The organism is Pseudomonas kermanshahensis (assembly GCF_014269205.2).
GTDB classification, from domain to species: Bacteria; Pseudomonadota; Gammaproteobacteria; order Pseudomonadales; family Pseudomonadaceae; genus Aquipseudomonas; species Aquipseudomonas kermanshahensis.
On record NZ_JABWRY020000001.1, the window covers coordinates 3,222,812 to 3,245,827 of the forward strand.

The window sequence follows — 23,016 nt, forward strand, 5'->3', positions numbered from 1 at the left end:
TGTGAGATCGTGCGCCGCCCGCGCGGCGCATCGCGAGCAACGCTCGCTCCTACGTTTGTTTTTGGCCAATAACGCCTGTGACAGGCGCGCGCGACCGCCTTGTTTGTTCGACGCGATATCGCGTCATGCGCCAGGGCGGTCGCGCGCGTTTGCCCCAGGAATAATTGGCCCGAAACAAACGTAGGAGCGAGCGTTGCTCGCGATGCGCCGCGCGGGCGGCGCTCGATCTCACAGGCGCCAAAAATTCCAAACCGAACCCCAAGGTCACAAAATCTCCCACCAAACCTCACCCCGCCACCCGCACCACCCCCAGATCGATCCCCAGGTGCACCAGCTCAGCATGGGAACTCACCTGCAACTTGCTCTTGAGCAAGGTCAGGTGATTGGAAACGGTCTTGGCACTGATGCACAGCTGTTCGGCAATCACCCGCACCGGGGTGCCCTTGGCCAGCATCACGAAAATCTCCAACTCGCGCTGGGTCATGCGCTGCAAGCGCGGGTCGCTGGCGTTTTGTTGCGGTGTGCAGGCCAGCTGTGTAGCTAAAGGCTGCTCGATATAGGCATGCCCGGCCAACACCCGTTGTACCGCCTCGATCAACACCTGGGGCGCCGAATTCTTGGTCAGGTAACCCGAAGCCCCCGCCTCCAGGGCCTGGCGCACCAGGGGCAGCTCATCATGCATGCTGAAAAACAGTACCCGCAGCTGCGGCAGGCGCTGACGTAGCCGGCGGGTGGTCTCCAGGCCGCTGATGCCGGGCAGGCCGAAGTCCATGATCACCAGGTTCGGCACTTGCTCCTGAACCCGCACCAGCGCCTCTTCGCCGCTGGCGGCCTCGCGCACTTCCATCGCCGGCAGCACCGCCCGCAATAGGCTGGCATAACCCTGGCGCACCACGGCGTGGTCATCCACCAATACGATATTCATCAGGCCTCCATGGGAATGTTCAGGGCCAACGCCCAGCCGGCACCCGGGCGACTCAGGATGCGTAATTCGCCGCCCAGGCTGCGCGCGCGCTCGGCCATCGAATGCAGGCCAACGCCGGGCCGCTGGGGCTGGCTCGCGCCGCAGCCGTTGTCACGCACCAACAGGCGCAAGCCCTTGGCACTGCGTTGCAGGCGCACCCGCACCTGGCTGGCGCCGGCATGCCGGGCAACGTTGGTCAACGCCTCCTGCAGCAGGCGATACAAATGCGTTCTGCTGGAGCCAGGCAGCACCGGCAGGCGCTCACCGACCCGCAAACGGCAATCGATGCCCTGGCTGGCCTGCCATTGGCTCACCAGCACACCAAAGGCTTCGGCCAATGGCACGTGTTGCAACGCCACTGGATACAAGTCGTGTACCAAGGCACGAAAGCCTTGCTGCAGGCGATCGCAATTAAGCTCCAGGGCTTGCGCGGTCTGCTCCACCACCGTCGGCTCGCCTGCCACCAGGCGCAGCAGGCAGACCTGGGCGCGGATACCCGCCAGGTACTGCCCGAGGTCATCGTGCAGGGCCTGCGCCAGGTGGGTGCGTTCCTGTTCCTGTACTGCCAACAGGGTTTGGGTGAGCTGGGCATTGTCAGCCCGGGTCTGCTCCAAGGTCGCGGTCATGCGGTTGAAGTGCGCCGCCAACTGGCGTGCCTCCGGCAGGCCGGATTCGCGCAGGCGAGTGGTCAACTGCCCACCCGAGACCTGGCGCAACGCGCGCAGCAGTTCATCCAGCAGGCTCATGCCGCGCCGCACGGCCCAGCGTATGGTCAACAGGCTCACGAGCAAGGCCAGGCCACACAAGCCCAGCAACTGCTGCAGGGAATCCCGGACTTCGTCGATTTCATCCCGCGCATCCACGGCGATCAGTACCCGGCGCCCGTCGCTCAAATCCAACAAACGGGTGCTGTGACGGCGATCACCGAACAGCTGGCGCCCCAGCCAGGCATCCAGGCCGGCCTCCCGCGGCATCTGCGCGGTTTCGCCCGCCGCCAGCCAGTGCACCCGCACGTGGCGCAGGCGCTGAGTCAGCCGCGGTTGCAGGCTCGCCGGGTCGCGTTCGGCCGTGTCGGCGAGGTACGCCACCACAGCTTCGGCAGATTGCAATTCGCGCTCGACATCGGCCACCGCCTGGTGCAGCAGCAACCCGCCACAGGCCAAGGTGACCAAGGCGAAAAAGAACGTGACCCACAGGTTGATCCGCCACTGGGCCGACAGGTTGATGAGGCGCATTGGGCAGTTTCCTCCGGGTGAACGCGGCCAGGGCTGCGACCCATCGTAAAACCGAGGCCTTAGCGGTGATTTACTACCTTGGTACTGGCCGAGCGCTACTTTCTGCATATTTCCCCCTCCCGGCCGGCTTCCTATGCTGGCGCCATCTGCCGTGGAGTGCGTTTATGCGCCAGCCTGCCCCTCTTGCCCTGACCTGCCTGCTGGCCCTGGCCACGGCACTGTGTTCGGCCTTCGCATCGGCCGCCCCGCCAGAGCAGCAATTGCAGGTGCGCATCGGCTACCTGGGCTATCGCCCCGACCCCGGCCCGCTGCTGTCCAACATCATCCCCGAGCCCGCCGACGCGGGGCTGCAGGGCGCCGAGCTGGCGATTGTCGACAGCAACAGTACGGGGCGTTTTCTCAAGCAGGCGTTCACCCTTGCCAGCACCCACGTAGACAGCCCCGAGGCCCTGCTGCAAGCCGCCAAGGCCCAGCATGACCAGGGCCTGCGGCTGTTCGTGGTGAACGCGCCGGCCGCCAGCCTGCGCGCACTGTCTGCCGCCCTGCCCGACAGCCTGCTGTTCAACGCCGGCAGCCCCGACGACAGCCTGCGCAGCAGCCAGTGCCAGGGCAATGTGCTGCATAGCCTGCCCAGCCGCGCCATGCTGGCCGATGCCCTGGCGCAGTTTCTGGTACTGCGCAAATGGCAACGGGCGTTGCTCGTGGTCGGCCAGACCGAAGACGACCAGGCCTACGCCGCGGCCCTGCGCCGGGCGGTGAAGCGCTTCGGCGTGCAGCTGGTGGCGGAAAAAACCTGGCGCTTCGACAACGACCAGCGCCGCAGCGCCCAAGCCGACATGCCCCTGTTCACCCAAACCGCCGAGTACGACGTGGTGCTGGTGGCCGACGAACGCGGTGACTTCGGCGAATACCTGCCCTACCAGACCTGGTACCCCCGCCCCGTGGCCGGCACCCAGGGCCTGACCCCCACCGGTTGGCACAAGACGGTAGAAACCTTCGGCGCGGCGCAGTTGCAAAAACGCTTCGAAGCCCAGGCCGGACGCTGGATGAACGACCGCGACTTCGCCGCCTGGATGGCCGTGCGCAGCATCGCCAGCGCCGTCAGCAAACTGCGCCAGGCCGAGCCACGCGCCCTGCAGCAACTGCTGCTCAGCGACCAGCTGCCGCTGGATGGCTTCAAGGGCCGCAAGCTCAGCTACCGCCCTTGGAACGGCGAGCTGCGCCAACCCATCCCGCTGGTTCAGCCACGCGCGCTGGTCAGCACTTCGCCCCAGGAGGGCTTCCTGCACCCTTTCAACGAAATGGACAGCCTGGGCTTCGACAAGCCCGAAGTGACCTGCGGCTACCCCTGAAACCGATAATCACAAAAAAAGGATTCCGCCATGCGTCGCCCCCTTTGCTACCGGCCTGTGCTTTTCCCCACCCTGCTGGCCGGCGCGCTGGCGCTTGCCAGCGGGCACGCCAGCGCCGCCACCGCCTGGGTCTCGAACGAGAAGGACAACAGCCTTAGCCTGATCGACCTGCAAAGCCTGGAAGTTACCGAGACCCTGCCCGTGGGCCAGCGCCCACGTGGCCTGCTGCTGTCCCACGACAACAAGCGGCTGTACATCTGCGCCAGCGATTCGGACCGCGTGCAGGTGATGGACGTGGCCACCCGCAAGATCATCAAGGAGCTGCCCTCCGGCAAGGACCCCGAGCAGTTCGCCCTGCACCCCAATGACCGCTGGCTGTATGTGTCCAACGAAGACGACGCACTGGTAACGGTGATCGACACCGAAACCGACAAAGTGCTCGGCCAGATCAACGTCGGCATCGAGCCCGAGGGCATGGCGGTAAGCCCGGATGGCAAGTGGGCGGTCAATACCAGCGAAACCACCAACATGCTGCACTGGATCGACACCAGCACCCAGACCCTGGCCGACAGCACCCTGGTGGATCAACGGCCGCGCTTCGTCGAGTTCAACCAGGATGGCTCGCGGCTCTGGGCCTCGGCGGAAATCGGCGGTACGGTGACCATTCTCGACGTGGACACGCGCCAGGTGCTGAAAACCCTGAACTTCCAGATCAAGGGCGTGCACCCGGACAAAGTCCAGCCGGTGGGCATCAAGCTCAGCGCCGATGGCCAGTACGCGTTCGTCGCCCTGGGCCCGGCTAACCATGTGGCGGTGATCGATGCCAAGACTTACGAAGTGCTGGACTACCTGCTGGTTGGGCGGCGCGTTTGGCAGCTGGCGTTCACCCCAGACCAAAGCCAATTGCTGGCCACCAACGGGGTCAGCGGCGACGTCTCGGTGATCGATACAAAAACCCTCAAGGTGCTCAAATCGGTAAAGGTCGGGCGCTACCCCTGGGGCGTGGTGGTCACGCCATGAATACCCTCGACGTCAGTGACGTGAGTTTCGCCTACGGCCAGCGCGAGGCGCTCAAGCACGTGGGGTTCAGTGTGGCGCCTGGGCGTTTTGCTGCGTTGCTGGGCCCCAATGGCGCCGGCAAGTCGACCTTGATCGCACTGCTCACCCGGCTTTACGACGTGCAACAGGGCGACATCCGCGTCTGCGGCTGCTCGTTGCGCAACGCGGCGCGCCCGGCGTTGCGACAACTGGGCGTGGTGTTTCAGCAAAGCACCCTGGACCTGGACCTGAGTGTCGAACAGAACCTGCGCTACCACGCCTCGTTGCATGGCCTGTCGCGGCGCCAAGGCAACCTGCGAGTCGAGGCCGAACTGGCCCGCCAGGGCCTTGACGAGCGTCGGCGCGAGCCCGTTCGTGCGCTGAATATCGGGCACCGGCGTCGGGTGGAAATTGCCCGCGCCCTGCTCCACCAACCGCGCTTGCTGTTGCTCGACGAAGCCAGCGTCGGCCTCGACCCGGCCAGCCGCCTGGCGCTCAACCAGCACCTTCGGCACCTGTGCCGCGAGCAGGGGCTGAGTGTGCTCTGGACCACACACCTGCTGGATGAGGTGCAGCCCAGTGATGACCTGCTGATCCTGCACCAGGGGCGCCTGGTGGCCAGTGGCACCGCCGATGCCCTGACCCAAGCGCACGGCGGCAACCTCGACAACGCCTTCGCGCGCCTGACCCGCGCGCCCGGCGCCACCCCAGGAGTGAAGGCCTGATGAACGCCTACTGGCAATGTTTCAACGGCATCCTGCTGCGCGAATGCCTGCGGTTCGTGTTGCAGCGCACGCGGTTTCTCAGCGCCCTGGTGCGCCCGCTGCTGTGGTTGCTGGTCTTTGCCGCCGGGTTTCGTGCGGCCCTGGGCATAGCGATCATCGAGCCCTACGACACCTACATCCCCTACGAGGTGTACATCATCCCCGGCCTTGCCTGCATGATTCTGCTGTTCAACGGCATGCAGGGCTCGCTGTCGATGGTCTATGACCGCGAGATGGGCAGTATGCGCGTGCTGCTGACCAGCCCCTTGCCGCGGGCGTTTCTGCTCGGCAGCAAACTGCTGGCGACCTCGTTGATTTCCCTGCTACAGGTTTATGCGTTTCTCGCCATTGCCTGGCTGTATGGCGTGCAACCCCCGGCTGCGGGGTTGTTGCTGGCGCTGCCGGCCTTGTTGCTGGTGGCCTTGATGCTCAGCGCTCTGGGGCTGTTGCTGTCGAATGCGATTCGCCAGTTGGAGAACTTTGCCGGGGTGATGAATTTCGTGATCTTCCCGTTATTTTTCCTGTCCTCGGCGCTGTACCCGCTGTGGAAGATGCGCGAGGCCAGCCAGTGGCTGTATTGGCTGTGCGCCCTGAACCCCTTCACCCACGCCGTGGAACTGGTGCGTTTCGCGCTGTACGAACGCTTCAATCCGCTGGCGCTGGCGGTTTGCCTGGGCCTGACCGTGCTGTTCACCCTGCTCGCGATACTGACCTTCAACCCCCAGCACGCAGCGCTGCGCAAGCCGCGCTGACAGCTTGCGCTGTCACGCAGAGAACAAGGGTCATTGTGGGAGCGGGCTTGCCCCGCGAATGAGGCCACGCGGATCATGGCACCGGCTTCGCCGGTGTTCGCGGGGCAAGCCCGCTCCCACAAGGTGCTCCTCAAGCGCTTGACCACCTACTACTTTAGTACCGGCTTTACTGTCTATCGTCGCATTCACAAAGCACCGCCGCTGGCATGTAATGGGCCTATAACAAAAAGGATAAACCCCATGCCTCGTGCCCTGCCCAGGCTGCCACGTGCTTTGCTGGCAGCCCTTTCGCTGAGTCTGCTGCTGGGCGTCGCCCAGGCCGGCACCACGCCGCTGTTTTCTGCCGAGGGGTATCGCACCACCCTCTACCGCAGCCCGACACCGCACCAGGTCGAGGGCGCCCAGGTCATCGACACCGCCACCTTGCAAAACCTGCTGGGGCAGCACCCCAAGCCGGTGCTGGTCGATGTGTACCGCCGGCAATGGCTGCAAGGCCGTTTCATCGAAGACGAACCCCACGCCAACCTCCCCGGCAGCCACTGGTTGGCCAACACCGGCGACGGCGAGCTGAGCCCCGCCTGGCAAGACTACTTCGTGCACCATCTGCAAAAAGCCACCGCCGGCCGCCTGGAGCAACCGCTGGTCTTTTACTGCCGCTCCGATTGCTGGTTAAGCTGGAACGCGGTAAAACGCGCAGCATCCCTGGGCTATAAGACGTTGTATTGGTACCGCGACGGCCTGGACGCCTGGGAAGCTGCCAACCTGCCATTGCAGCCGGCCCAGCCAGAGCCCTTTCCCTGAACTCACTACCGGTAAACGCGTGCGCGCCCCATCCAATAAAAACGAGGTGAAAAGGCCATGTACAAAATTCTGATTGCCGACGATCACCCACTGTTTCGCGAAGCCATCCACAACGTCATCAGCGATGGCTTCCCAGGCAGCGAAGTCATGGAGACTGCCGACCTGGACAGCGCCCTGGCGCTGACCCTGGAACATGACGACCTCGACCTGATCCTGCTCGACCTGAACATGCCCGGCATGCACGGCCTCAATGGCCTGATCACCCTGCGCAACGAGGCACCGACCACACCGGTGGTGATTGTCTCGGCCGAGCAGGAAAAACAAATCGTGCTGCAGGCCATCACCTATGGCGCCGTGGGTTTCATCACCAAGTCCTCGCCACGTTCGCAGATGATCGAAGCAATCGAGCAGATCCTCACCGGCAATGTCTACCTGCCACCCGACATCATTCGCGCCAACAAAAGCAGCACCAGCCGGCGCCAGAGCGATACCCCAAGCTTCCCACCCGAGATGCTCCAGGCCCTGACCCGCAAGCAGTTGCTGGTGCTCGAGCGCATGACCAAAGGCGAGTCGAACAAGCAGATCGCCTACACCCTGGACATCGCTGAAACCACGGTCAAGGCCCACGTTTCGGCGATCTTGCGCAAACTCAACGTGCACAACCGGGTGCAGGCCATCCTCAGTGCTGGCGATATCGACTTCGGCGACTACCTGCGCCGTTAAAGTGGCTGAACGGGGCTGTTGGCCAGCAAATGGCTCATCGCAGCCTTGAGTTTCATTGGCCGCACCGGCTTGTGCATCAGGGTGTGGCCCCGCTCGCGGATCTGTTGCTTAAGTTCGTTGCTGTAGTTGGCGGTGATCATCAATGCCGGAATCGGGACGGCGCGGCGGGCACTGATCCTGGCCACGGCATCGACACCATTGCAGTCGTTGTCCAGGTGGTAGTCGGCGATCAACAGGTCGGCTTCGGCGTGGTAGTTGTCCACCTGCCGCGCCAGGTCTTCCTCCGACAGCGCAGTGACCACCCGGCAACCCCACCCTTCCAGCAGGGTGCGCATGCCGGCGCAAATCGCCGCATCGTTATCCAGCACCCACACCCGCGCACCGCGCAGGCGTTCGAGCATCGGCTCGCTGATGGCCAGGCTCGGCGGGGCCTTGGGCGCGGTTGCGCTCAGCGGCACTTCGACGGCGAACACCGAGCCTTTGCCGAGCCAGGAACGCACCCGAATCCGATGGCCGAGGATGCCCGCGATCTTTTCCACGATTGCCAGGCCCAGGCCCAAGCCACGGTCTTGGTCCGGGCGCTGTACATCGCCCCGTTTGAACTCCTGGAACATTTCGTCCAGGCGCTCTTCGGCGATGCCGATCCCGCTGTCCCAGACTTCGATCCACAGGCCCCGGCGCTGGCGCCGACAGCCCAGCACCACGCGGCCGCTGCGGGTGTAGCGGATGGCATTGCTGAGCAGGTTGCGCAGAATCCGCGCCAACAGTTGGATGTCACTGTGCACCAAGGCCGAACAGCCCACGAAGTGCAGTTCCAGCCCTTCGCTGCGCGCCACCTGGGCGTATTCGGCGGCCAGGTTGTCCATCAGTTCGCTAAGGGCGAAGGGGGCGATATCGGCCTTGATCACCCCGGCGTCAAGCTTGGAAATATCCACCAGGGTGCCTAATAGGTTTTCCACGTCTTCCAGGGAATTACTGACGTTGCGCACCAGTTGAACGCTCTGGTGCGGCTCGCGGCGTTCGAGCAACGCGCTGGTGAACAGCCGCGCCGCGTTCAGGGGTTGCAGCAGGTCATGGCTGACCGCAGCGAGAAATTTGGTTTTCGACAGGTTGGCCTGCTCGGCCTCGCGCTTGGCCTCGCGCAACCGTGATTCGGCCCGGCTGCGCTCATCGATCTCGCGCAGCAACTGGTCGTTGAGGCTGGTCAGCTCGGCGGTGCGCTCGCGCACCCGTTGCTCAAGGTTCTGGTAAGCCTGGTGCAGCGCCTCGGCGCTCTTGCGCCGCTCGGTAATGTCGCGGATCAACACGAAAATCCCCACCACTTCGCCATTGGCCAGGCGGTTGGGGACGTAGGAGCGCAGCATGTAGCGCTCCTGGCCGTTGATGTTGTTTTCGGCAAACTCGAAGGTCACGCTCTCGCCCGCCAACGCGCGCGCCACGTAGGCCTCCAGGCGTTGGTAATGCGATTCGCTGTGGGCCTCGCGCAGGCTTTGGCCCAACATCACGCCGCGGGGCCAGCAGTACCACTCCTCGTACACCTTGTTGGTGAACTCGTAGACCAGGTCGGCATTCAGGTAAGCAATCAGCGCTGGAACATGGTCGGTGATCAGGCGAATCAGTTGCGATTTCTGCGCCACCGCCTGCTCGCGGCGCAAGGTCTCGCTGAGCTTGACCTCGGTGATGTCGGTGAACAGGAACACACGCCCGCCTTCGCAAGTAGGGCGTTCGCTGACTTGTAGCCAGCGCCCGTTCTGCAGGCGGTACAGCAGGTGCTCATCGGCCGGCCCGCGGGGCTCTTCGGTGAACACCCCGCTGGCGGTCATCAGTTGCTTGACCTCGGCCAAGCGCATGCCGGCGATGATCCGCACCCGGCTGTTGGCCCAGAACGCCTTGAAACGGCTGTTGCACAGCACGATGCGCTGGTTCTGGTCGAACAGCACGAAGGCGTCGGAGATGCTTTCGATGGCGTCGATCAAGTGTTGGTGGGCGGTCTCGGCCCGCAACCGCGCTTCACTGAGCAGGTGGTTACCGGCCTTGAGCTCGGCCATGGCCTGGTTGAGGGCGTCAGTGCGTTCGCGGACCTGCTCAGCCAGCACCACCGAGTGCTGGAATGCCGCGTAGGGGTCGTTGCCGCGGGTCACGCCCGACTCGACGCGTTCTATCAGCGCAGTGTTGATGCGCTGCAGCTTGCGGTTCTCGTGCTGCAGCCGAGCGACCTCGGCCTGCAGTTCAGCGGCTGACGGGTGGCCGGTTGCGGGCAATGGCGACCCCGGTGAAGGTCTGGTTGATATGCATGCCATTGAACTGTTCTCCATAGGTGTTGAAGCCCATCACCCGCTGCTCGCGCAAGAACGCGCCGACCTGCTCCAGGCCGTCGTGGGCTTCCAGTTCCAGGCGCCGCAGGAAACAGTCGCAGCCAATGGTCAGCAGCAAGGGGCCCAGGCGCTGGTGCAGCCCGTCGAACAGGGTGTGCAGCTTTGGCAACAGCGGGCCCGGTGTCATGGCCGTGAGCACGATGCCGTTTTCCACCGCACAGTAGAAACTCAGGCTCAGGTCCGGGTGCACCTGCTGGATTGCCCGGACGTAATACTGATCGTGAATTCGCACCGCCAACGGGTGGGCAGCGAATACCCGGTGATCGAGCTCGGCCACCGGCACGCCGATGTGCCGGGCGTATTCCTCGGCAGCGGGTTCGGCATTGAGTTCGAAGACCCGCCGCTGAGCGCTGTCGGCGCCGGTCACCACCAGCTTTTCATCACGCGGCAGGATGTGGTGCGTGGTGAACACTTCAAAGTCGAGCCAGGTATTGACCAGCACCACTACCGCCGCGCCGCTGTGGAACGCCCCGCCGAAGTACACGTGGGTACGGGTCAGGTAGTTGTCGTCGCCGGCCGAACCGCCAAAATGCGGAATGTCCCCCAATGCCGCGCTCAGGGCGCCAAGGAACATCTCCTCGCGGCTGGACAAGCCGTCGAGCAGGGTCAAGGCAAAGCTGTGGCCTTTGATCGGCGCGAGGGTATTGCTGCGGCAGGTGCCGACCAGCCGTTCGACCATCTGCTGGGCGTCGATCAGGCTGAAGCGTTCCATTTCATCGATCAGTTCGGTGGCGATGGAAAACTGCCGATGATCGAACCCCAGCGCCGTCACGCAGTTACGGCCGTAGCCTAGCGGGGTGATTTCGCCGGCACTGGTGCAGCCCACCAGGCGAATGCCGCCGAAACCTTGTTCCAGGGCCTCGCCCAGTTCCTGCAGGTCATATTCGGCAGAACAGAAGAACAGCACGAACCCCAGGTGCGGGTGCAGCAGCTGCCGCGCCAGGTCCTGGGCTGCAAGCCGCGCATCGGTTGCCTGGGACATAGCGCTGACCACACCGTCGTTCTGGGCCTGCTGCATCGTGGTCTCCGGCGCGGGTTGTCTGAAGGTTGAGTGTACGGAGGACGTCCCAGAGGGCGAATGCTACTTGGGTAGCGGGTAGGCGGTTCCATGGGAGTATGGGTTGGTTGTAGGGGCCTGCCTTGGGGGGGGTGGTGGGGCGCAGATCGAGCGCCGCGCGGGCGGCGCTCGATCTCATGGGCGCAGAAAATGCCGAGGCAAACACCTCGCCCTCCAAAACGCTACCAGGTCAGCACCGCCCCCAATGCAAGGGTATCGGTGTCTTCGTTCTGATCGCTGGTGTCATGCCCATCAATGGAAAACTGGTTGTACTCGGCCACCAACGTGAGGTTGTCGTTCACGTCATGAAACAGCGCCACACCCCGCGTCTCGTAATCCGCGCCACTGCCCACCACCCCGTTGCCATCGTCCTTGGTCTTGCCGTAGGACAACGCCAGGCGGTTTTTGCCAACTTTGTACGACCCTTGCAGCAGGTAGCCGTCGCTGTCGACATTGCGCAGGGTCGGCTCGCCGGCGTTGTTGGTGAAGAACGGGTTGATACCCTTGGCCTGGAAGCCGGAGCCGGTGAGCGACAGCCCGCCCATCTTCGCCTGCACGCCATAGCCGACACCTTTGGAGGTGATCGACTTGACCGTCGAGTCGGTGTTGTCCGAGGTCTGGTAGCTGCCATTGATCCAGCTGTAGATCTTGGCGCCGGCCAGGTCGAACTGGTAGGTGATCTCGCTCTCGGTGCGGGGGTTTTCCTGATAAGCCTTGCCGGTCGGGCTACTGTCGTTGGTGTCCACCGGGTCCATGATGCCCACCGCCACGCGCAGGCCATCCATCACCGGTGTGCGGTAGGTGATCTGCGAGGTGGGGAACGGGTACGGGTAACCGCTGCCGATGTTGCCGAACGATACCCCGCCGCCGTCCACCAGCCCCAGGCTGTCACTGACCTGGCCGTAACCGGCAAGCAGCTCGTCCAGCAGAATGTTGGAACGCGCAAACAACCCGAAGTCCTTGCCGATCAGCACCTCGCCCCACTCGGGGTTGGCCACGGTGCCGTAGAACTGACGCACGTCGATGGCGGTGTCGGTGCCGTTGGTTTCGCTGTCGTTGATGGTCACCCAGAACGAGGCACGCGCCCCGAGCTTCAGGTCATCCACCTGTTTACCCATGTTGAAGCCCAGGTAGTTGGGCAAAAAACCCATCTTCACCCGTGACTGGCGGCGGTCGAATTGATCGCCCGCCCGGTCGACATCACTGTTGACGTAAAAGGCATTGATGTAGCCGTCGGTGGAAAACGTGGTCTGGTCCTTGTCGTACAGCATGATCTCGGCCTCGGCGACGCCGCTCAGGCCCAGGGTCGAAAGGCTGGCGATGACAGCCGTCAGGATACGAGGCGATAGTTTCTTATTGTTGTTGTGCATGACGCGCTCCAAAAACGTGGGCTCGGTGTTGGAGGCGATTATCAGAAGCAGGCACACCGCTCGGTACGCTGCCTTGGAGGGGGTTGCAGGCTGCTTTGGGCCGGCGCGCGTGGCGCGATGATTAAGGCCCGAGACCGGCTTAGACCAGGAGGCAACACCAAGGGTGTACGCCTGATGATCAGCGAAGGATCAATACCCCAGGCTGAAGCGCCCGCTCACCGCAAGGGCAGTGACAACGTTGCGGCCAACCCGCCGTTGGCGCGATTGTCCAGGCGTACCTGCCCGCCCATCCGCTCGATGATGGTGGCCACGATCGAGAGCCCGAGCCCTGCCCCATTCGGGCTGTTGCGGCTGTAGAAACGCTCGAACACACGGGTGAGGCTGGCCTTGTCGATGCCCGGCCCATCGTCGTCGACAGTCAGCTCGAAACGACTGCCCAAGCGCTTGAGTGAAACCGTGATACGCCCGCCGGGTGGCGAGTGCTCGACCGCGTTGGAGACCAAGTTCTGCAATGCGATACCCAACGCGCCGGCATCGATCGCCAGGTGAAGATCACCCTCGCCAATCTCCAGCGATGGCTCAAGGCCGCGGTCCAGTATCCAGGGGGTGAGCTCTGCCAGGATATCGGTGACGACCTCGCCCAGATCGACCTCGGTGGTGGCACGCTGACCGAGGCGCGGTTCGACCCGGGCCAGGGTCAGCAACTGGTTGACCACCCGGGTCAGGCGGTCGACGCCGCCAATCAGGTAGCCCAAGGCTTTCTGCCGCTCGGCATCGGTATTGGCGGCCTGGGCGTTCTGCGCATGCAGGCGGAGGATGGCCAGCGGCGTGCGCATTTCATGGGCCGCATCGGCAATGAACCGGTGCTCACGGCGCAGCAGGTCCTCGATGTGCGCCAACAGGCGGTTGATGGCGGCCTGCATGGGTTCCAGCTCCGACGGCAGCGGCACCAGTTGCAGGGGTTCGAGCGAGTCGGCATGCCGTGCGCGAATGACATTGGCCATGTTCTGCAACGGGCGCAGGCCCCAGCCAATGGCAGCCCAGACCAACAACGCCAAGCCCAGGCTGCCCAACAGGAACGGGAACAACGTATGGCGCACGATGCGGTCGATCAGGTCGAAGCGCACATCATCGCGCTCGCCCACCCAGATCATCCAGTGCTTTTCCGGCACTGGCAGAACGAAACCGCGCCATTGCTCGCCCTCACTGGAAAAATCATAAAAACCCGGCGCCGTGGGCGGTGGGTCGAGTGTCGGTGCACTGGGCGTGTGCACCAGCAGCCCTGCCCCGTCCCCCCAGACCTGGAACGCCAGTTTGCTTTCATAAGGGTGCCCAACCCGGTGGCGCCCGGCCTTGCTCAGTGCCTCGTTGAACGCGCGATACAGTTGCTCGCGGTTGCCCTCCTGCACCGGCAAGCTCATCACCCCCTGTAGCAGCCGTGCATTCTGCGCCAGGTGGGCATCGTAGACCTCGTTGATCTCGCGCCGGCTGTCATGGTAGTTGTACAGCGCCAGCAGCCCTGTACCGAGCAACATCAGCACCATCACCCGCCACAGCGTGCGTTGACGCAGTGAGCTCATACCTTGCCCTCGACCAGATAGCCGATGCCGCGAACGGTGCGGATCAGGCCGTTGAACAGTTTTTTGCGCAGTTGGTAGATGTTCACCTCCAGGGTATTGCTCTCCGGTTCCTCGTCCCAGCCGTACAGCAACTGGGTCAGGCGCTCACGGGTGAACACCTTGCCCGGCTGCGCCAGCAACTCGTGCAGCAACCGGTACTCCTTGGGCGTCAAGACCACGGGCAGGCCGTTGTAGTGGACCTGCTGAGTGCTGGGGTCAAGGGTCACTCCGGCGTGCTCGATGAGCACCTTGGCCCGCCCGGCGCTGCGCCTGAGCAGCGCGCGCAGGCGGGCCTTGAGTTCGTTGAGGTCGAACGGCTTGACCAGGTAGTCGTCGGCGCCAGCATCCAGCCCGACGACGCGGTCATCGGTGGCATCACGGGCGGTGAGCACCAACACCGGCAGGCTGTCGCCCCCCGCCCTGAGCCGGCGCAGCAACTCGATGCCGTCCAAGCGCGGCAGGCCCAGGTCGAGGATGGCCAGGTCAAATGCCTCGTGCTGCAGGGCATGCAGCCCGCTCACGCCATCGCGCAACCAATCGAGGGTGTAGCCCTCTTGGCGCAAGCCGTCGCAAATCCCCTCGCCCAGTGCGGTGTCGTCCTCAACCAGCAGCAGCCGCATGTTCAGTCCTGTTTGTCCTTGATGGCTTTGAGTAAAGCATCGATATCGCCACGCCGGCCCTGGTCGGCCAGTTCACGCCCTGGCCGAGGCGGGGCCTGCCGCGCTTTCTGAAGGGCCGCGGTGGCTTCGGCATAGCGTTTTTGCCGGTAAAGATGATCGGCCCAGAAGTAATTGCTGTCGATACCGTTGGGGTTGATCTGCAGCGCCTTGCGCAGCAAGGCATCAGCCTTGTCACTGTCGCCGAAGCCGATGGGCCAGCCGGGTACCTGGTCGTACAAGGTCCCCAGGCTGGTGTAAGCGGACCCTTGCAAGGCGGTGGGCTCCATTTCAATCGCCTGCTCCAGGCTCGCCTTGGCGGCCTTGACCTTGCCCAGCGCACCGAGGCCGCCGATGGCTCCGGCCCAACTGCTGTTGATGATGCCGTCCCAGATCAAGGGTTCGGCCGACCCTGGGTGCTGGTGGACCAAGGCCGAGGCGTCGCTCGACAGTTTTTCGAAGGCATCGGCGCGCTTGTCCTTGGGCGTCTGATACTGGATCTGCGCCCAGCGTTGCTGCAGCGCGGCCAACTGCTGCGTGCCCGCCTGGTCCAGCGCCCAGGTCAGGGGTGTGAAGGCCAGCAGCCCGACAACGAACAGACGTTTCATTTGAGCGACTCCTTGGAATGGCTACCGATGTAGCGACGAATAACCGGCAGTTGCTTGCGCAGAGCGCGGTCCACCACGCCGGGCAGCATGCCGTTGATGCGTACGAAGAGCTTTTCTGGCCAGCCGAGGTAGAGCTCGCTGCGTTCGGACTGAACCGCCTGCAGGACGGCGCGGGCCACGTCGGCGGGGTCGTCCATGCCGACCTTCAGCGCTTCGTTGAGCGCCGTGGCTGCACTGCTGTTCATCGCCGTGCGCGTCGCCCTGGGGGCCGCGTACAGCACGTTCACCGAGGTATCGGCCAGTTCGCGGCGCAGCGCCTCGGAGAACCCACGCAGGGCAAACTTGCTGGCGCAGTAAGTGGCATAACCCGGGTAGCCGATAGAACCGTAGGTCGAGCCGACATTGACCACCAGCGCCTTGGGTTGCGCACGCAGTAGTGGCAGGCAGACACGCGTGAGCTGCAAGGCCGCCTTGATGTTGATGTCCAGCAGTTCGTCGAGGGCCTGCTCGTCGAGTTGGTCGAGCAAGGCAAAGCGATTGACGCCGGCAGCGTTGATCAGCACGTTGACACCGCCCATGTCCCGGGCACGGGCGAGCACCTGCTCACGGCCGTCAGGGGTACGCAAGTCGGCCGACTGCCAGCGCAGCCTGTCAGGGTAGTGGTTCATCAGGCTGGCGAGCTTGCCCATCTGCCGGCTCACCGCCAGTACCCGGGCACCGGCTGCGCACAACTGCTCGGCCAATTGCAGGCCAATGCCGCCGCTGGCGCCGGTCAGCACTACCACGGATTCAGACAAGCGCATGGTGCACCTCTTGCTGGCCCAGTTGGCTGCCACGCGGCAACCCCTGGAACATCTCGGTGTACAGGCGGTACACCACCCTGGCGGCGTGGACCACCGCCTGCTGATCGTCAGCAGTGTCCAGGCGGTCCATCAGGCGCTTGTAGGTCACCATATGGTCCTGGTCCAGCGCACCGTGAGAACTGAGGTAGCTGAACGCCTTGTCCGGCAGCGCCAGGGTACGCTGGATGCTGCCAGCGGCATGAGTTGCCAAGGCAATGCTGGTGCCTTCAAGTACGTTGACCATGCCAAACAACCCGACCGGGTTGCCGCGGGCGATCAGGTCGTAGAGGTAGGCGACCATCAATTCGATCGCCATTGCCGGTCGGCCGTCACGCACCGCTTCCCAGTTACCCCCACAGGCATCGATATCGTTGAGAATCCACTGCTCGTGGCCGTACTCCTCCTCGATGTACTCGCACACGGCGCCGCGCAGCCACTCCAGGCGTGATGGCAAGCGTGCGCCGCACGCCATCATCAGTGGCACGGTGTGACGCACATGGTGATACGCCTGGGTCAGGAAGGCGACGTAGCTGTCCAGGCTGACCTGGCCGGCCAAGGCTTCACGGATCACCGGCACACTGAACAGTGCCTGGCGCTCGTCGGTGGTTTGCAATTGCAGCGTGTCGAAAAAGGACATGGCGAACCTCACAATGGGATGTCGGATAACAAGCCTTGGTAGTGCTGCAAAATGGCCTCGCGCCGTGGGCGGCCATTGGCGGTCAGGGTGCCATCAGCGCAGCTGAGGGGGCTGGGTAAGCGTCGCCAGGCATGAACCCGGGCGTAGTCAGGCAGTGACGCATTGCTGTGCTGCACGGCCTGTTCGATCGTGGCATCAGGGGTACTGGGATCCAGTGGCCAGAGCAGTGCCACATTGCGCGGCATGCCCTCGCCGTGCACGAACGCCTGGGCGATGACGCCACTTTGGGTCAGTTCGGCCTCCACCCACTCCGGGTTGACGTTGCGCCCGAAACTGGTGATGAACTGGTGCTTCTTGCGCCCGTTCAGGTACAGGTAGCCGTCCTGATCGACATAGCCGAGGTCACCGGTGGCCCACCATGGCGTGGACACAGGGGCTTCGCCCAGGTAGCCGAGCAGGAGCGAACCTGCCACCAGCACCTCACCGTCGTCGGCGATGCGCACCTGCACATGGGGCAGTGGCTTGCCGACACTGCCGAGGCGCTGGGCGCCGGGGCGGTTCAACGCCACCACCGAAGCGCATTCGGACAGGCCATAGCCCTCGAACACCGGTAAGCCGATCGCTTCGGCCCTTGCCAGCAGGCTGGGCGAAACCCGCGCGCCCCCGACGGCGACGAAGCGCAGCGGCCCCACCTGCATGACGCTGCGCTCAATGGCGGTAATCAGCCCCATTAACAGCTGCGGCACCAGAATCAAGCTTTGGGCGCCACTCAACGCAATGGCACTCAGCAAGCGCTTGAAGTCGACCTGGCTCGCGCCCCCCATGCCCAATTGCACCTGGGGATAGAGTTGCACGCATGCCCCTGCGATCAGCGCGGCGTACACACCAAGGTTTTCCAGCAGCACGCCAAACGGCAGCACCGCCAGATAGCGCTGGGGGGCGCTCGGCCGGCTGGCGGCTTCAAGTTCCCGGGCCACGCGCAGCATGGCATCGGCACCCAGGCAAACGCCTTTGGGCTGGCCCGTGCTGCCAGAGGTGTAGGTGATCTTGGCGGTACCGCTGGGCAGCGCCACCTCCCCACCAACAGGCCGGGCCCAAAACGCGTCCTGCTGGACAAACCCCAACTCGGCGAGCGTATCTATCCACTGCGCCTCGCACAGCACATGGCTGGCGCCGCTTTGCCCGATACAATGCCTGAATTGTGCAGTACTGAAGAACCCAGGGACGATCACGCAAGGGCGCTCGGCAAACAACGCCGCCAAGTCCCAGAACAGCAGTTCGGGGCCGTTATCCAGGGCCAATACCAAGGGGCCTCCCGATTGCGCACGCAAGGTATGGGCCCGTGCTTCGACTTCAGCCAGCAGTTGCCGGAAGGTGAAGCGCCCTGCTACACCTTGCACGGCTACGGCCCGCTCCTGTTCACTTGCATACTTGAACAGCAACTGACGGAAGTACTGCAGCTCATGCGGCATGGCCGGTCTCCTCGATGATCGATGGCAGACCCAGGCGCTCAAACACGCCAGCCTTGCTCAGCGCCTCGAAACCGAGCCCGATGTTGCCGGCGAACACCTGCGGATGCTGGTCGTAATAGGTTCCCCAATGGTCCATCTGCTCGCCCAACCGCTCAGGGTCGGCCGCAGCCAGCACCGTAGGCATCAGCCCCAGGCGCTGGAAGCTGTTGATCAGCGTGGCCGCCCCCGTGAATGCCACCCATTGCAAACCGCGCGTGGCCAGCAGCCAGGTCACGGCAATGATCATGATGCGTGCACTGCCAGCGCTCAGCGAGGCCAGGTTGCCCACCTCGACCATGCTCTCCCGCGCTAGCGGGTAGCCGGCCACGCGGGAAACCGACGCCTCCAATGGCTCGTCCAGGTATCGCTCGAGAAACAGCGCACCACTGCTGGCCGGGCGCATGCCTGCGGCGGCAATCATCCGCCCATGGCTGTCATGCAACGCCAGGAGTTCAGGCAGGTAATGGTGCACATCGGCGTGATGCACGCTCTGAAAACACTGGTGAATGAAGTGCTCAAGGTCACGACGCCCTGCATCAGGCTCCAGGTGCAGAGACAGTTGGGCATGGTGGTCGGCGTGGCTGCCGACGCGCAGTGGGAGCAGGTTGCTCCAGTGTGGCTGGGTCATGAAACGCCCCCCGTAGGATCCGATGGCGGCAGTATCAGGGGCCAATCTGAAAGGAATCTGAAGTCAGCCAATAATTGACAAAAGATCCCTAGCACGCGCAAGGAGGCCCCCGCTGCGGGGCCGATACGGCTGGCAGGAGCACTGCCAGTTCATGTGCAACACTCAACTACAGAAAAGGTAGCGGCCCCTGGCCTGCTGGTGGAAATGGGCGTGGAGCGAAAGTCATGAATATTCCCCATCCGCTGCTGTTCGCCCTGCCTGGCAGCCAAGCCTATGCCAATGGCCTAGCGCAACGGCTGTGCTGGACCTTGGCTGCCCATGAAGGACGCGACTATGAGGACGGAGAGCAATGCTCTGGGTAACATTGATCAATACTCTGGTAGTGGTGCTGGTGGTCGTCATCCACTACGAATGCTTGCTGCGCCTGAACGATTGGCTGCCCCGATTGAAGCTGTGGAGCCGGTTCCGGATCGTCGTCGGCGTATTTGGAGCACTGGTGGCACATGCGCTGGAAGTCTGGTGCTTTGCCCTGGCGTATTACCTGATGGCCAATGCTAAAGGCTGGGGAACATTGACCGGCAACTTCGACGGCACATTCATGGACTGCGTGTACTTCTCGTTCACCACCTATACCACCATCGGCTTCGGCGACATCGCCCCCAGCGGCAACCTCAAGTACCTGACAGGCTTGCAGGCGCTCACGGGCCTGGTATTGATCACCTGGACCGCGTCGTTCCTGTTTTTGGAGATGCAGAAATACTGGAAGGCCAAGTAGCGACTTTTTCAGGCCTCTGGAGGCGCTGTCCAGAGCCATCGAGCCACTTCTGGCAGGTCTTCGCGAGGATTCATGGTGGGGACCGATGGAGTGCGCCGTTACTGTCCTTGGTAGCTGGCAGCACCACGACCCGGGACCCAGACGATGCAGCGCAGGTCATTCATCGCATTGCCCTGTCCTGAATTAAACGCAGCACTACAACACCCGATAGCTTACGCCCGCAGCTCGTGGCTCGGTTGCCAAGCAATCATCGAACAGAATCGCCCTCTGGTTCTTGAGGCGTAAGGGTTGACGGCCCGCGCGGGGCCTCATCAGGCAGCATGTCCATTTGCTCAAGGCAGCGTCGCTCATCGGCCGGGGTCAACTGCTTGAACGAGCTGACTTCCATCAGGGGGGTGTTGAACAGTGCCAGGCGGACCACTCCATTGCGATCAAGAAAGGTTTGCGCCAAGCAACCGCAGATCGGCTTGCCCACCAGTGCGGCCAAAGGCACGGTTTCGGGCACATCGACCTGTGCCTGCAGATTGGCCTGGCAGCCACTCACGATCCGCTCCACCGATCGACCTGCCAACCACAGCGTGGCAACACCCAGCAGCGCCATTACAAGTAACATCCCAAGTAGCACGTTCGATTCCTGGGCAACCGACCGGATGAACGCGAGCCGGACCTGCCAGCCTGTGGCCTGGTCGCTGAAGATGGTCTTGCCGACTGTGCGCCTGACGCCCCGCTGTACAGCCCATCCGGCGGCTGCGCTGAGCAGCAGCAACGCCAGCAGCATGCTCGGATCGCGCATGGGCAGGCGCCACGTTGGGCCAAGCGCCTGGTAGGCCGATGCCGCCACGACCCACGTGGCAAGTGCCACGAGCCAACCAAAACTGCCCCGAGGGCGCTTCATCCAGGCCCTGAGCCTGGCCCTGGCTTGCATGTCCATGAAAGCCTCCCGTGCTTGTTAGCACACAGCGTCTATGGCAACGGTTTCCTGGTGTTCGGGCACGGCCACCTGCCAGCCAAGCTCGACGCTGATCCGGCGCCGCAAGGTGTCCGCTGCGTGCGGCTCACCGTGAATCACATAGGTCTGCCGTGGTGGCCGGGTGAAGCCGCGCAGCCACTCCATGATTTCATCCGCGTCGGCATGGGCCGACAGGTTGTCCATGGCATACACCTGCGCCCGAATAGGTATGTCCTCGCCTTGCAAGCGCACAGTGCGTGCGCCCGCGACGATATCGGCGCCTCGTGTACCGCCGGCCTGGAAGCCCGAAAACAGGACGCTGTTGCGCGGATTGGGTGCCAACGCCTTGAGATGATGCAGCACACGACCGCCGGTCGCCATGCCGCTGGCGGCGATGATCACGGCCGGTTCGCGGAGTTGGTCCAAACGCCGGGACTCATCGACCGTGCGCACGAAGCGCGTGCCGCGGAATACGGCGGCACATTCGTCGCGGCTCAAACGGTGTTCGCTCCTGAACTGCTGGTAAAGGGCGGTGGCATCCATGGCCATCGGGCTGTTGAGATAGACCGGGATGTCGGGGATCAACCCCTCGCGCTTGAGCGTGTACAGGTAATACATCAACAACTGGGCACGCCCCACGGCGAACGACGGGACCAAGGTGATGCCGTGGCGCAGGAGCGTCTGGTTGATGACATTGGCCAGGTATTGCTCAGTCGATTCCCGTGGGTGGACACGGTCTCCGTAGGTGGATTCTACCAGCAGTACGTCAGCGGTCCTGATCAGTTCGGGCGCGCGCATGATCGGATCCTGTGGCCGCCCCAGGTCGCCAGAGCACACCAAGGTTTGCCCATTGACTGTCAGTTGCACGGTCGCTGCGCCCAGGATATGCCCTGCCGTACGCAGCAGAAGCGTCACGCCTTGCGCAATGTCCAGGTGCTGGTGCAGCGTGACCGGATGAAACAGCTTCAGCACCTGCTTTGCATCCTGCTCGGTATACAGGGGCCGCGCCGGCGAGTGCTTGGAGTATCCATGGCGATTGGCGTGTTCAGCCTGCTCTTCCTGCAACCGAGCACTGTCGAGCAGGAGGATCTCGGCCAAGGCACAGGTGGCCGGGGTAGCATAGATCGGGCCATGGAAGCCTTCACGGACCAACACGGGCAGGTAACCACTATGGTCCAGATGAGCGTGGGTCAGCACCACTGCATCCAGCGAGCGCAAGGCCACGGGCAGCGGTTCCCAGTTGCGCAGACGCAGTTGTTTGTAGCCTTGAAAAAGCCCGCAATCGATCAACACGCGGGTTGAGCCATGAGCCAGCAGGAACTTGCTGCCAGTAACCGTGCTGGTGCCGCCCAGGAACGTCAGTTGCATGGCTGCGGCTCCCACGTATCGATCACCTGCGGATGAACGGTCAAGACACTGCACGGTGGTTTACCGACGATGCGCTCAGTGGTGTCGCCCAGCAGTTTGTCGAGCCCTTTGGGCTGCACCACCCCCATCACCACCACGTCGATGTCGAGTGCGGCCACCTGCTCGCGAAGGACCGTGACAGGCCCGCCCTCCATGAAGTGACGGCGATCGGTGGGCACGCCTTCGGCATCGGCCAGCGCGTCGAAGGGGGCTTGCAATGCCGTACGCATTTCATCGATCCATGCTTGCGTGACGTTCATATCCGAGGTGAAGACACCCGCCAGGTTGTAGGCGCACAACAGGTGCAGTTGACCGTCACACTGCAGTGCCAACGCTTGCGCAGCCTGGATCAGCCCGCGATTGAACAGCTCCTGGGTACCCGTCTCGTCGTCCCAGGCGGTGTCCACGGCGACCAGTATCCGTCGGGGCAATGACGGGGCTGCGGTCGGCACAAAGTGCGCTATGCCTTTAACACCACGCATCAGCGCGAAGTCCAGTGGCGTAGCGAACAGGCGTGCCAGGGGCGGCGTGGCCTCGCTGTCCTTGATCACCATGTCTGGTTGCAGCTCGGCAATGTAGTCGATGGCCTGACTGCGAATATCCTCTGCGCTCAGGCTATCGAACGTCAGCGCAAGATCACCGTTGGCGTGCCGTGCCATCAGCTGTTCGAGCTGCTCTCGGTAGCGGCTGAATTGGCGCTGGACATCGGCTTCGTTCAGCCGTTCTTCGCGCAGCAAATGCGTCTCGGTGGGTTCGAACAGGCCCAGCACATGCACGCTGGCACTGCTGACATGGGCAAGGGCCAGAGCCCTGCGCAACGCAGCTGAATGCGGGTCGATTTCGCGAAGCAACACCAGTAACTGTCGATACTGACCCATGGAAACCTCCCGATAGACGCGGTGGTGGCGATGTTGCGAGCATCGGAAGTTACGGCCTGCGCTGTTTGATACAGA

The 23,016-nt window shown here is 63.5% G+C and carries 23 protein-coding genes; 8 read left to right on the forward strand and 15 right to left on the reverse strand.

Going from position 1 to position 23,016, the window contains the following annotated elements:
- Nucleotides 1–286: 286 nt before the first annotated feature.
- Nucleotides 287–925, reverse strand: coding sequence for a response regulator (locus tag HU764_RS14660; RefSeq protein WP_099453851.1), 639 nt, complete (start codon nucleotides 923–925; stop codon nucleotides 287–289).
- Complete coding sequence (locus tag HU764_RS14665) at nucleotides 925–2,199, reverse strand: sensor histidine kinase (protein ID WP_186704111.1); 1,275 nt, start codon at nucleotides 2,197–2,199, stop codon at nucleotides 925–927. The genes HU764_RS14660 and HU764_RS14665 overlap by 1 nt, the downstream gene beginning before the upstream one ends.
- A gap of 164 nt (nucleotides 2,200–2,363) precedes the next feature.
- Here HU764_RS14665 and HU764_RS14670 point away from each other — a divergent pair, with 164 nt between their 5' ends.
- From HU764_RS14670 to HU764_RS14695, 6 genes are all read left to right on the forward strand, one after another.
- Entirely contained in the window at nucleotides 2,364–3,551 is a 1,188-nt protein-coding gene (locus HU764_RS14670; RefSeq protein ID WP_186704112.1) for an ABC transporter substrate-binding protein, read from the forward strand.
- A 30-nt stretch (nucleotides 3,552–3,581) separates the two neighbouring features.
- Nucleotides 3,582–4,571 carry a YVTN family beta-propeller repeat protein gene (locus HU764_RS14675; RefSeq protein WP_186704113.1) on the forward strand — a complete coding sequence of 330 codons (990 nt, stop codon included), beginning with the start codon at nucleotides 3,582–3,584 and terminating at the stop codon, nucleotides 4,569–4,571.
- Nucleotides 4,568–5,314, forward strand: a complete 747-nt coding sequence (locus HU764_RS14680; protein ID WP_186683039.1) for an ABC transporter ATP-binding protein — start codon at nucleotides 4,568–4,570, stop codon at nucleotides 5,312–5,314. The genes HU764_RS14675 and HU764_RS14680 overlap by 4 nt, the downstream gene beginning before the upstream one ends.
- Nucleotides 5,314–6,105 carry an ABC transporter permease gene (locus HU764_RS14685; RefSeq protein WP_027596436.1) on the forward strand — a complete coding sequence of 264 codons (792 nt, stop codon included), beginning with the start codon at nucleotides 5,314–5,316 and terminating at the stop codon, nucleotides 6,103–6,105. The genes HU764_RS14680 and HU764_RS14685 overlap by 1 nt, the downstream gene beginning before the upstream one ends.
- A gap of 240 nt (nucleotides 6,106–6,345) precedes the next feature.
- The gene (locus HU764_RS14690; protein WP_186683041.1) at nucleotides 6,346–6,906 is read left to right on the forward strand and encodes a PQQ-dependent catabolism-associated CXXCW motif protein; all 561 of its coding nucleotides are present in this window, start codon (nucleotides 6,346–6,348) and stop codon (nucleotides 6,904–6,906) included.
- Nucleotides 6,907–6,963: 57 nt separating this feature from the next.
- Nucleotides 6,964–7,629 carry a response regulator gene (locus tag HU764_RS14695; RefSeq protein ID WP_027596434.1) on the forward strand — a complete coding sequence of 222 codons (666 nt, stop codon included), beginning with the start codon at nucleotides 6,964–6,966 and terminating at the stop codon, nucleotides 7,627–7,629.
- On the opposite strand, the gene HU764_RS14700 is transcribed toward HU764_RS14695, so the two are convergent.
- The 10 genes from HU764_RS14700 to HU764_RS14745 all read right to left on the reverse strand — a co-directional run bounded on the left by HU764_RS14700 (nucleotide 7,626) and on the right by HU764_RS14745 (nucleotide 18,932).
- On the reverse strand, nucleotides 7,626–9,929 hold the full coding sequence (locus HU764_RS14700) for a hybrid sensor histidine kinase/response regulator (RefSeq protein WP_225935656.1): 2,304 nt from the start codon (nucleotides 9,927–9,929) through the stop codon (nucleotides 7,626–7,628). The two genes, HU764_RS14695 and HU764_RS14700, sit on opposite strands and share 4 nt — an antisense overlap.
- Entirely contained in the window at nucleotides 9,859–11,022 is a 1,164-nt protein-coding gene (gene nosP / locus HU764_RS14705; RefSeq protein WP_027596432.1) for a nitric oxide-sensing protein NosP, read from the reverse strand. The genes HU764_RS14700 and nosP overlap by 71 nt, the downstream gene beginning before the upstream one ends.
- 221 nt (nucleotides 11,023–11,243) lie before the next feature.
- Nucleotides 11,244–12,431 carry a porin gene (locus HU764_RS14710; RefSeq protein WP_186704115.1) on the reverse strand — a complete coding sequence of 396 codons (1,188 nt, stop codon included), beginning with the start codon at nucleotides 12,429–12,431 and terminating at the stop codon, nucleotides 11,244–11,246.
- 215 nt (nucleotides 12,432–12,646) lie between these two features.
- Nucleotides 12,647–14,011, reverse strand: a complete 1,365-nt coding sequence (locus HU764_RS14715) for a sensor histidine kinase (RefSeq protein WP_027596430.1) — start codon at nucleotides 14,009–14,011, stop codon at nucleotides 12,647–12,649.
- Nucleotides 14,008–14,670 carry a response regulator gene (locus HU764_RS14720; protein WP_186704116.1) on the reverse strand — a complete coding sequence of 221 codons (663 nt, stop codon included), beginning with the start codon at nucleotides 14,668–14,670 and terminating at the stop codon, nucleotides 14,008–14,010. The genes HU764_RS14715 and HU764_RS14720 overlap by 4 nt, the downstream gene beginning before the upstream one ends.
- A 2-nt stretch (nucleotides 14,671–14,672) precedes the next feature.
- Nucleotides 14,673–15,314, reverse strand: a complete 642-nt coding sequence (locus HU764_RS14725) for a tetratricopeptide repeat protein (protein WP_186704117.1) — start codon at nucleotides 15,312–15,314, stop codon at nucleotides 14,673–14,675.
- Nucleotides 15,311–16,117 (reverse strand): SDR family oxidoreductase, encoded by an 807-nt coding sequence (locus tag HU764_RS14730; RefSeq protein ID WP_186683051.1) that lies wholly within the window; start codon nucleotides 16,115–16,117, stop codon nucleotides 15,311–15,313. The genes HU764_RS14725 and HU764_RS14730 overlap by 4 nt, the downstream gene beginning before the upstream one ends.
- Nucleotides 16,104–16,793, reverse strand: a complete 690-nt coding sequence (locus tag HU764_RS14735) for an iron-containing redox enzyme family protein (protein ID WP_186683053.1) — start codon at nucleotides 16,791–16,793, stop codon at nucleotides 16,104–16,106. The genes HU764_RS14730 and HU764_RS14735 overlap by 14 nt, the downstream gene beginning before the upstream one ends.
- Before the next feature lie 8 nt (nucleotides 16,794–16,801).
- Nucleotides 16,802–18,265: an AMP-binding protein gene (locus HU764_RS14740; RefSeq protein ID WP_186704118.1), complete on the reverse strand. Its 1,464-nt coding sequence runs from the start codon at nucleotides 18,263–18,265 to the stop codon at nucleotides 16,802–16,804.
- Nucleotides 18,255–18,932 carry a thermostable hemolysin gene (locus HU764_RS14745; protein WP_186704119.1) on the reverse strand — a complete coding sequence of 226 codons (678 nt, stop codon included), beginning with the start codon at nucleotides 18,930–18,932 and terminating at the stop codon, nucleotides 18,255–18,257. Before HU764_RS14745 ends, HU764_RS14740 begins: the two co-directional genes overlap by 11 nt.
- A 224-nt stretch (nucleotides 18,933–19,156) precedes the next feature.
- On the opposite strand from HU764_RS14745, the gene HU764_RS14750 reads away from it, so the two are divergent.
- Entirely contained in the window at nucleotides 19,157–19,294 is a 138-nt protein-coding gene (locus HU764_RS14750; RefSeq protein ID WP_420876192.1) for a hypothetical protein, read from the forward strand.
- Nucleotides 19,282–19,707, forward strand: coding sequence for a potassium channel family protein (locus HU764_RS14755; protein WP_186683059.1), 426 nt, complete (start codon nucleotides 19,282–19,284; stop codon nucleotides 19,705–19,707). Before HU764_RS14750 ends, HU764_RS14755 begins: the two co-directional genes overlap by 13 nt.
- A 247-nt stretch (nucleotides 19,708–19,954) precedes the next feature.
- Here the strand turns inward: HU764_RS14755 and HU764_RS14760 are convergent, their stop codons facing one another.
- Genes HU764_RS14760 through HU764_RS14770 form a run of 3 tightly spaced genes read right to left on the reverse strand, consistent with a single transcriptional unit; the run spans nucleotide 19,955 to nucleotide 22,941 of the window.
- Nucleotides 19,955–20,638 (reverse strand): hypothetical protein, encoded by a 684-nt coding sequence (locus HU764_RS14760; protein WP_225935657.1) that lies wholly within the window; start codon nucleotides 20,636–20,638, stop codon nucleotides 19,955–19,957.
- Nucleotides 20,639–20,656: 18 nt separating this feature from the next.
- The gene (locus tag HU764_RS14765) at nucleotides 20,657–22,024 is read right to left on the reverse strand and encodes an MBL fold metallo-hydrolase RNA specificity domain-containing protein (protein WP_186683061.1); all 1,368 of its coding nucleotides are present in this window, start codon (nucleotides 22,022–22,024) and stop codon (nucleotides 20,657–20,659) included.
- A complete protein-coding gene (locus HU764_RS14770; protein WP_186683063.1) occupies nucleotides 22,015–22,941 on the reverse strand; it encodes a universal stress protein in 927 nt (308 codons plus the stop codon). Before HU764_RS14770 ends, HU764_RS14765 begins: the two co-directional genes overlap by 10 nt.
- Between the last annotated feature and the right edge of the window lie 75 nt (nucleotides 22,942–23,016).

Excerpts from the sequence above, each read along its gene's own strand:
- HU764_RS14660 (WP_099453851.1), bottom strand. The coding sequence starts at position 925 with ATGAATATCGTATTGGTGGATGACCACGCCGTGGTGCGCCAGGGTTAT.
- HU764_RS14665 (WP_186704111.1), bottom strand. The coding sequence starts at position 2,199 with ATGCGCCTCATCAACCTGTCGGCCCAGTGGCGGATCAACCTGTGGGTC.
- HU764_RS14670 (WP_186704112.1), top strand. The coding sequence starts at position 2,364 with ATGCGCCAGCCTGCCCCTCTTGCCCTGACCTGCCTGCTGGCCCTGGCC.
- HU764_RS14675 (WP_186704113.1), top strand. The coding sequence starts at position 3,582 with ATGCGTCGCCCCCTTTGCTACCGGCCTGTGCTTTTCCCCACCCTGCTG.
- HU764_RS14680 (WP_186683039.1), top strand. The coding sequence starts at position 4,568 with ATGAATACCCTCGACGTCAGTGACGTGAGTTTCGCCTACGGCCAGCGC.
- HU764_RS14685 (WP_027596436.1), top strand. The coding sequence starts at position 5,314 with ATGAACGCCTACTGGCAATGTTTCAACGGCATCCTGCTGCGCGAATGC.
- HU764_RS14690 (WP_186683041.1), top strand. The coding sequence starts at position 6,346 with ATGCCTCGTGCCCTGCCCAGGCTGCCACGTGCTTTGCTGGCAGCCCTT.
- HU764_RS14695 (WP_027596434.1), top strand. The coding sequence starts at position 6,964 with ATGTACAAAATTCTGATTGCCGACGATCACCCACTGTTTCGCGAAGCC.
- HU764_RS14700 (WP_225935656.1), bottom strand. The coding sequence starts at position 9,929 with ATGGCATGCATATCAACCAGACCTTCACCGGGGTCGCCATTGCCCGCA.
- nosP (WP_027596432.1), bottom strand. The coding sequence starts at position 11,022 with ATGCAGCAGGCCCAGAACGACGGTGTGGTCAGCGCTATGTCCCAGGCA.
- HU764_RS14710 (WP_186704115.1), bottom strand. The coding sequence starts at position 12,431 with ATGCACAACAACAATAAGAAACTATCGCCTCGTATCCTGACGGCTGTC.
- HU764_RS14715 (WP_027596430.1), bottom strand. The coding sequence starts at position 14,011 with ATGAGCTCACTGCGTCAACGCACGCTGTGGCGGGTGATGGTGCTGATG.
- HU764_RS14720 (WP_186704116.1), bottom strand. The coding sequence starts at position 14,670 with ATGCGGCTGCTGCTGGTTGAGGACGACACCGCACTGGGCGAGGGGATT.
- HU764_RS14725 (WP_186704117.1), bottom strand. The coding sequence starts at position 15,314 with ATGAAACGTCTGTTCGTTGTCGGGCTGCTGGCCTTCACACCCCTGACC.
- HU764_RS14730 (WP_186683051.1), bottom strand. The coding sequence starts at position 16,117 with ATGCGCTTGTCTGAATCCGTGGTAGTGCTGACCGGCGCCAGCGGCGGC.
- HU764_RS14735 (WP_186683053.1), bottom strand. The coding sequence starts at position 16,793 with ATGTCCTTTTTCGACACGCTGCAATTGCAAACCACCGACGAGCGCCAG.
- HU764_RS14740 (WP_186704118.1), bottom strand. The coding sequence starts at position 18,265 with ATGCCGCATGAGCTGCAGTACTTCCGTCAGTTGCTGTTCAAGTATGCA.
- HU764_RS14745 (WP_186704119.1), bottom strand. The coding sequence starts at position 18,932 with ATGACCCAGCCACACTGGAGCAACCTGCTCCCACTGCGCGTCGGCAGC.
- HU764_RS14750 (WP_420876192.1), top strand. The coding sequence starts at position 19,157 with ATGAATATTCCCCATCCGCTGCTGTTCGCCCTGCCTGGCAGCCAAGCC.
- HU764_RS14755 (WP_186683059.1), top strand. The coding sequence starts at position 19,282 with ATGCTCTGGGTAACATTGATCAATACTCTGGTAGTGGTGCTGGTGGTC.
- HU764_RS14760 (WP_225935657.1), bottom strand. The coding sequence starts at position 20,638 with ATGGACATGCAAGCCAGGGCCAGGCTCAGGGCCTGGATGAAGCGCCCT.
- HU764_RS14765 (WP_186683061.1), bottom strand. The coding sequence starts at position 22,024 with ATGCAACTGACGTTCCTGGGCGGCACCAGCACGGTTACTGGCAGCAAG.
- HU764_RS14770 (WP_186683063.1), bottom strand. The coding sequence starts at position 22,941 with ATGGGTCAGTATCGACAGTTACTGGTGTTGCTTCGCGAAATCGACCCG.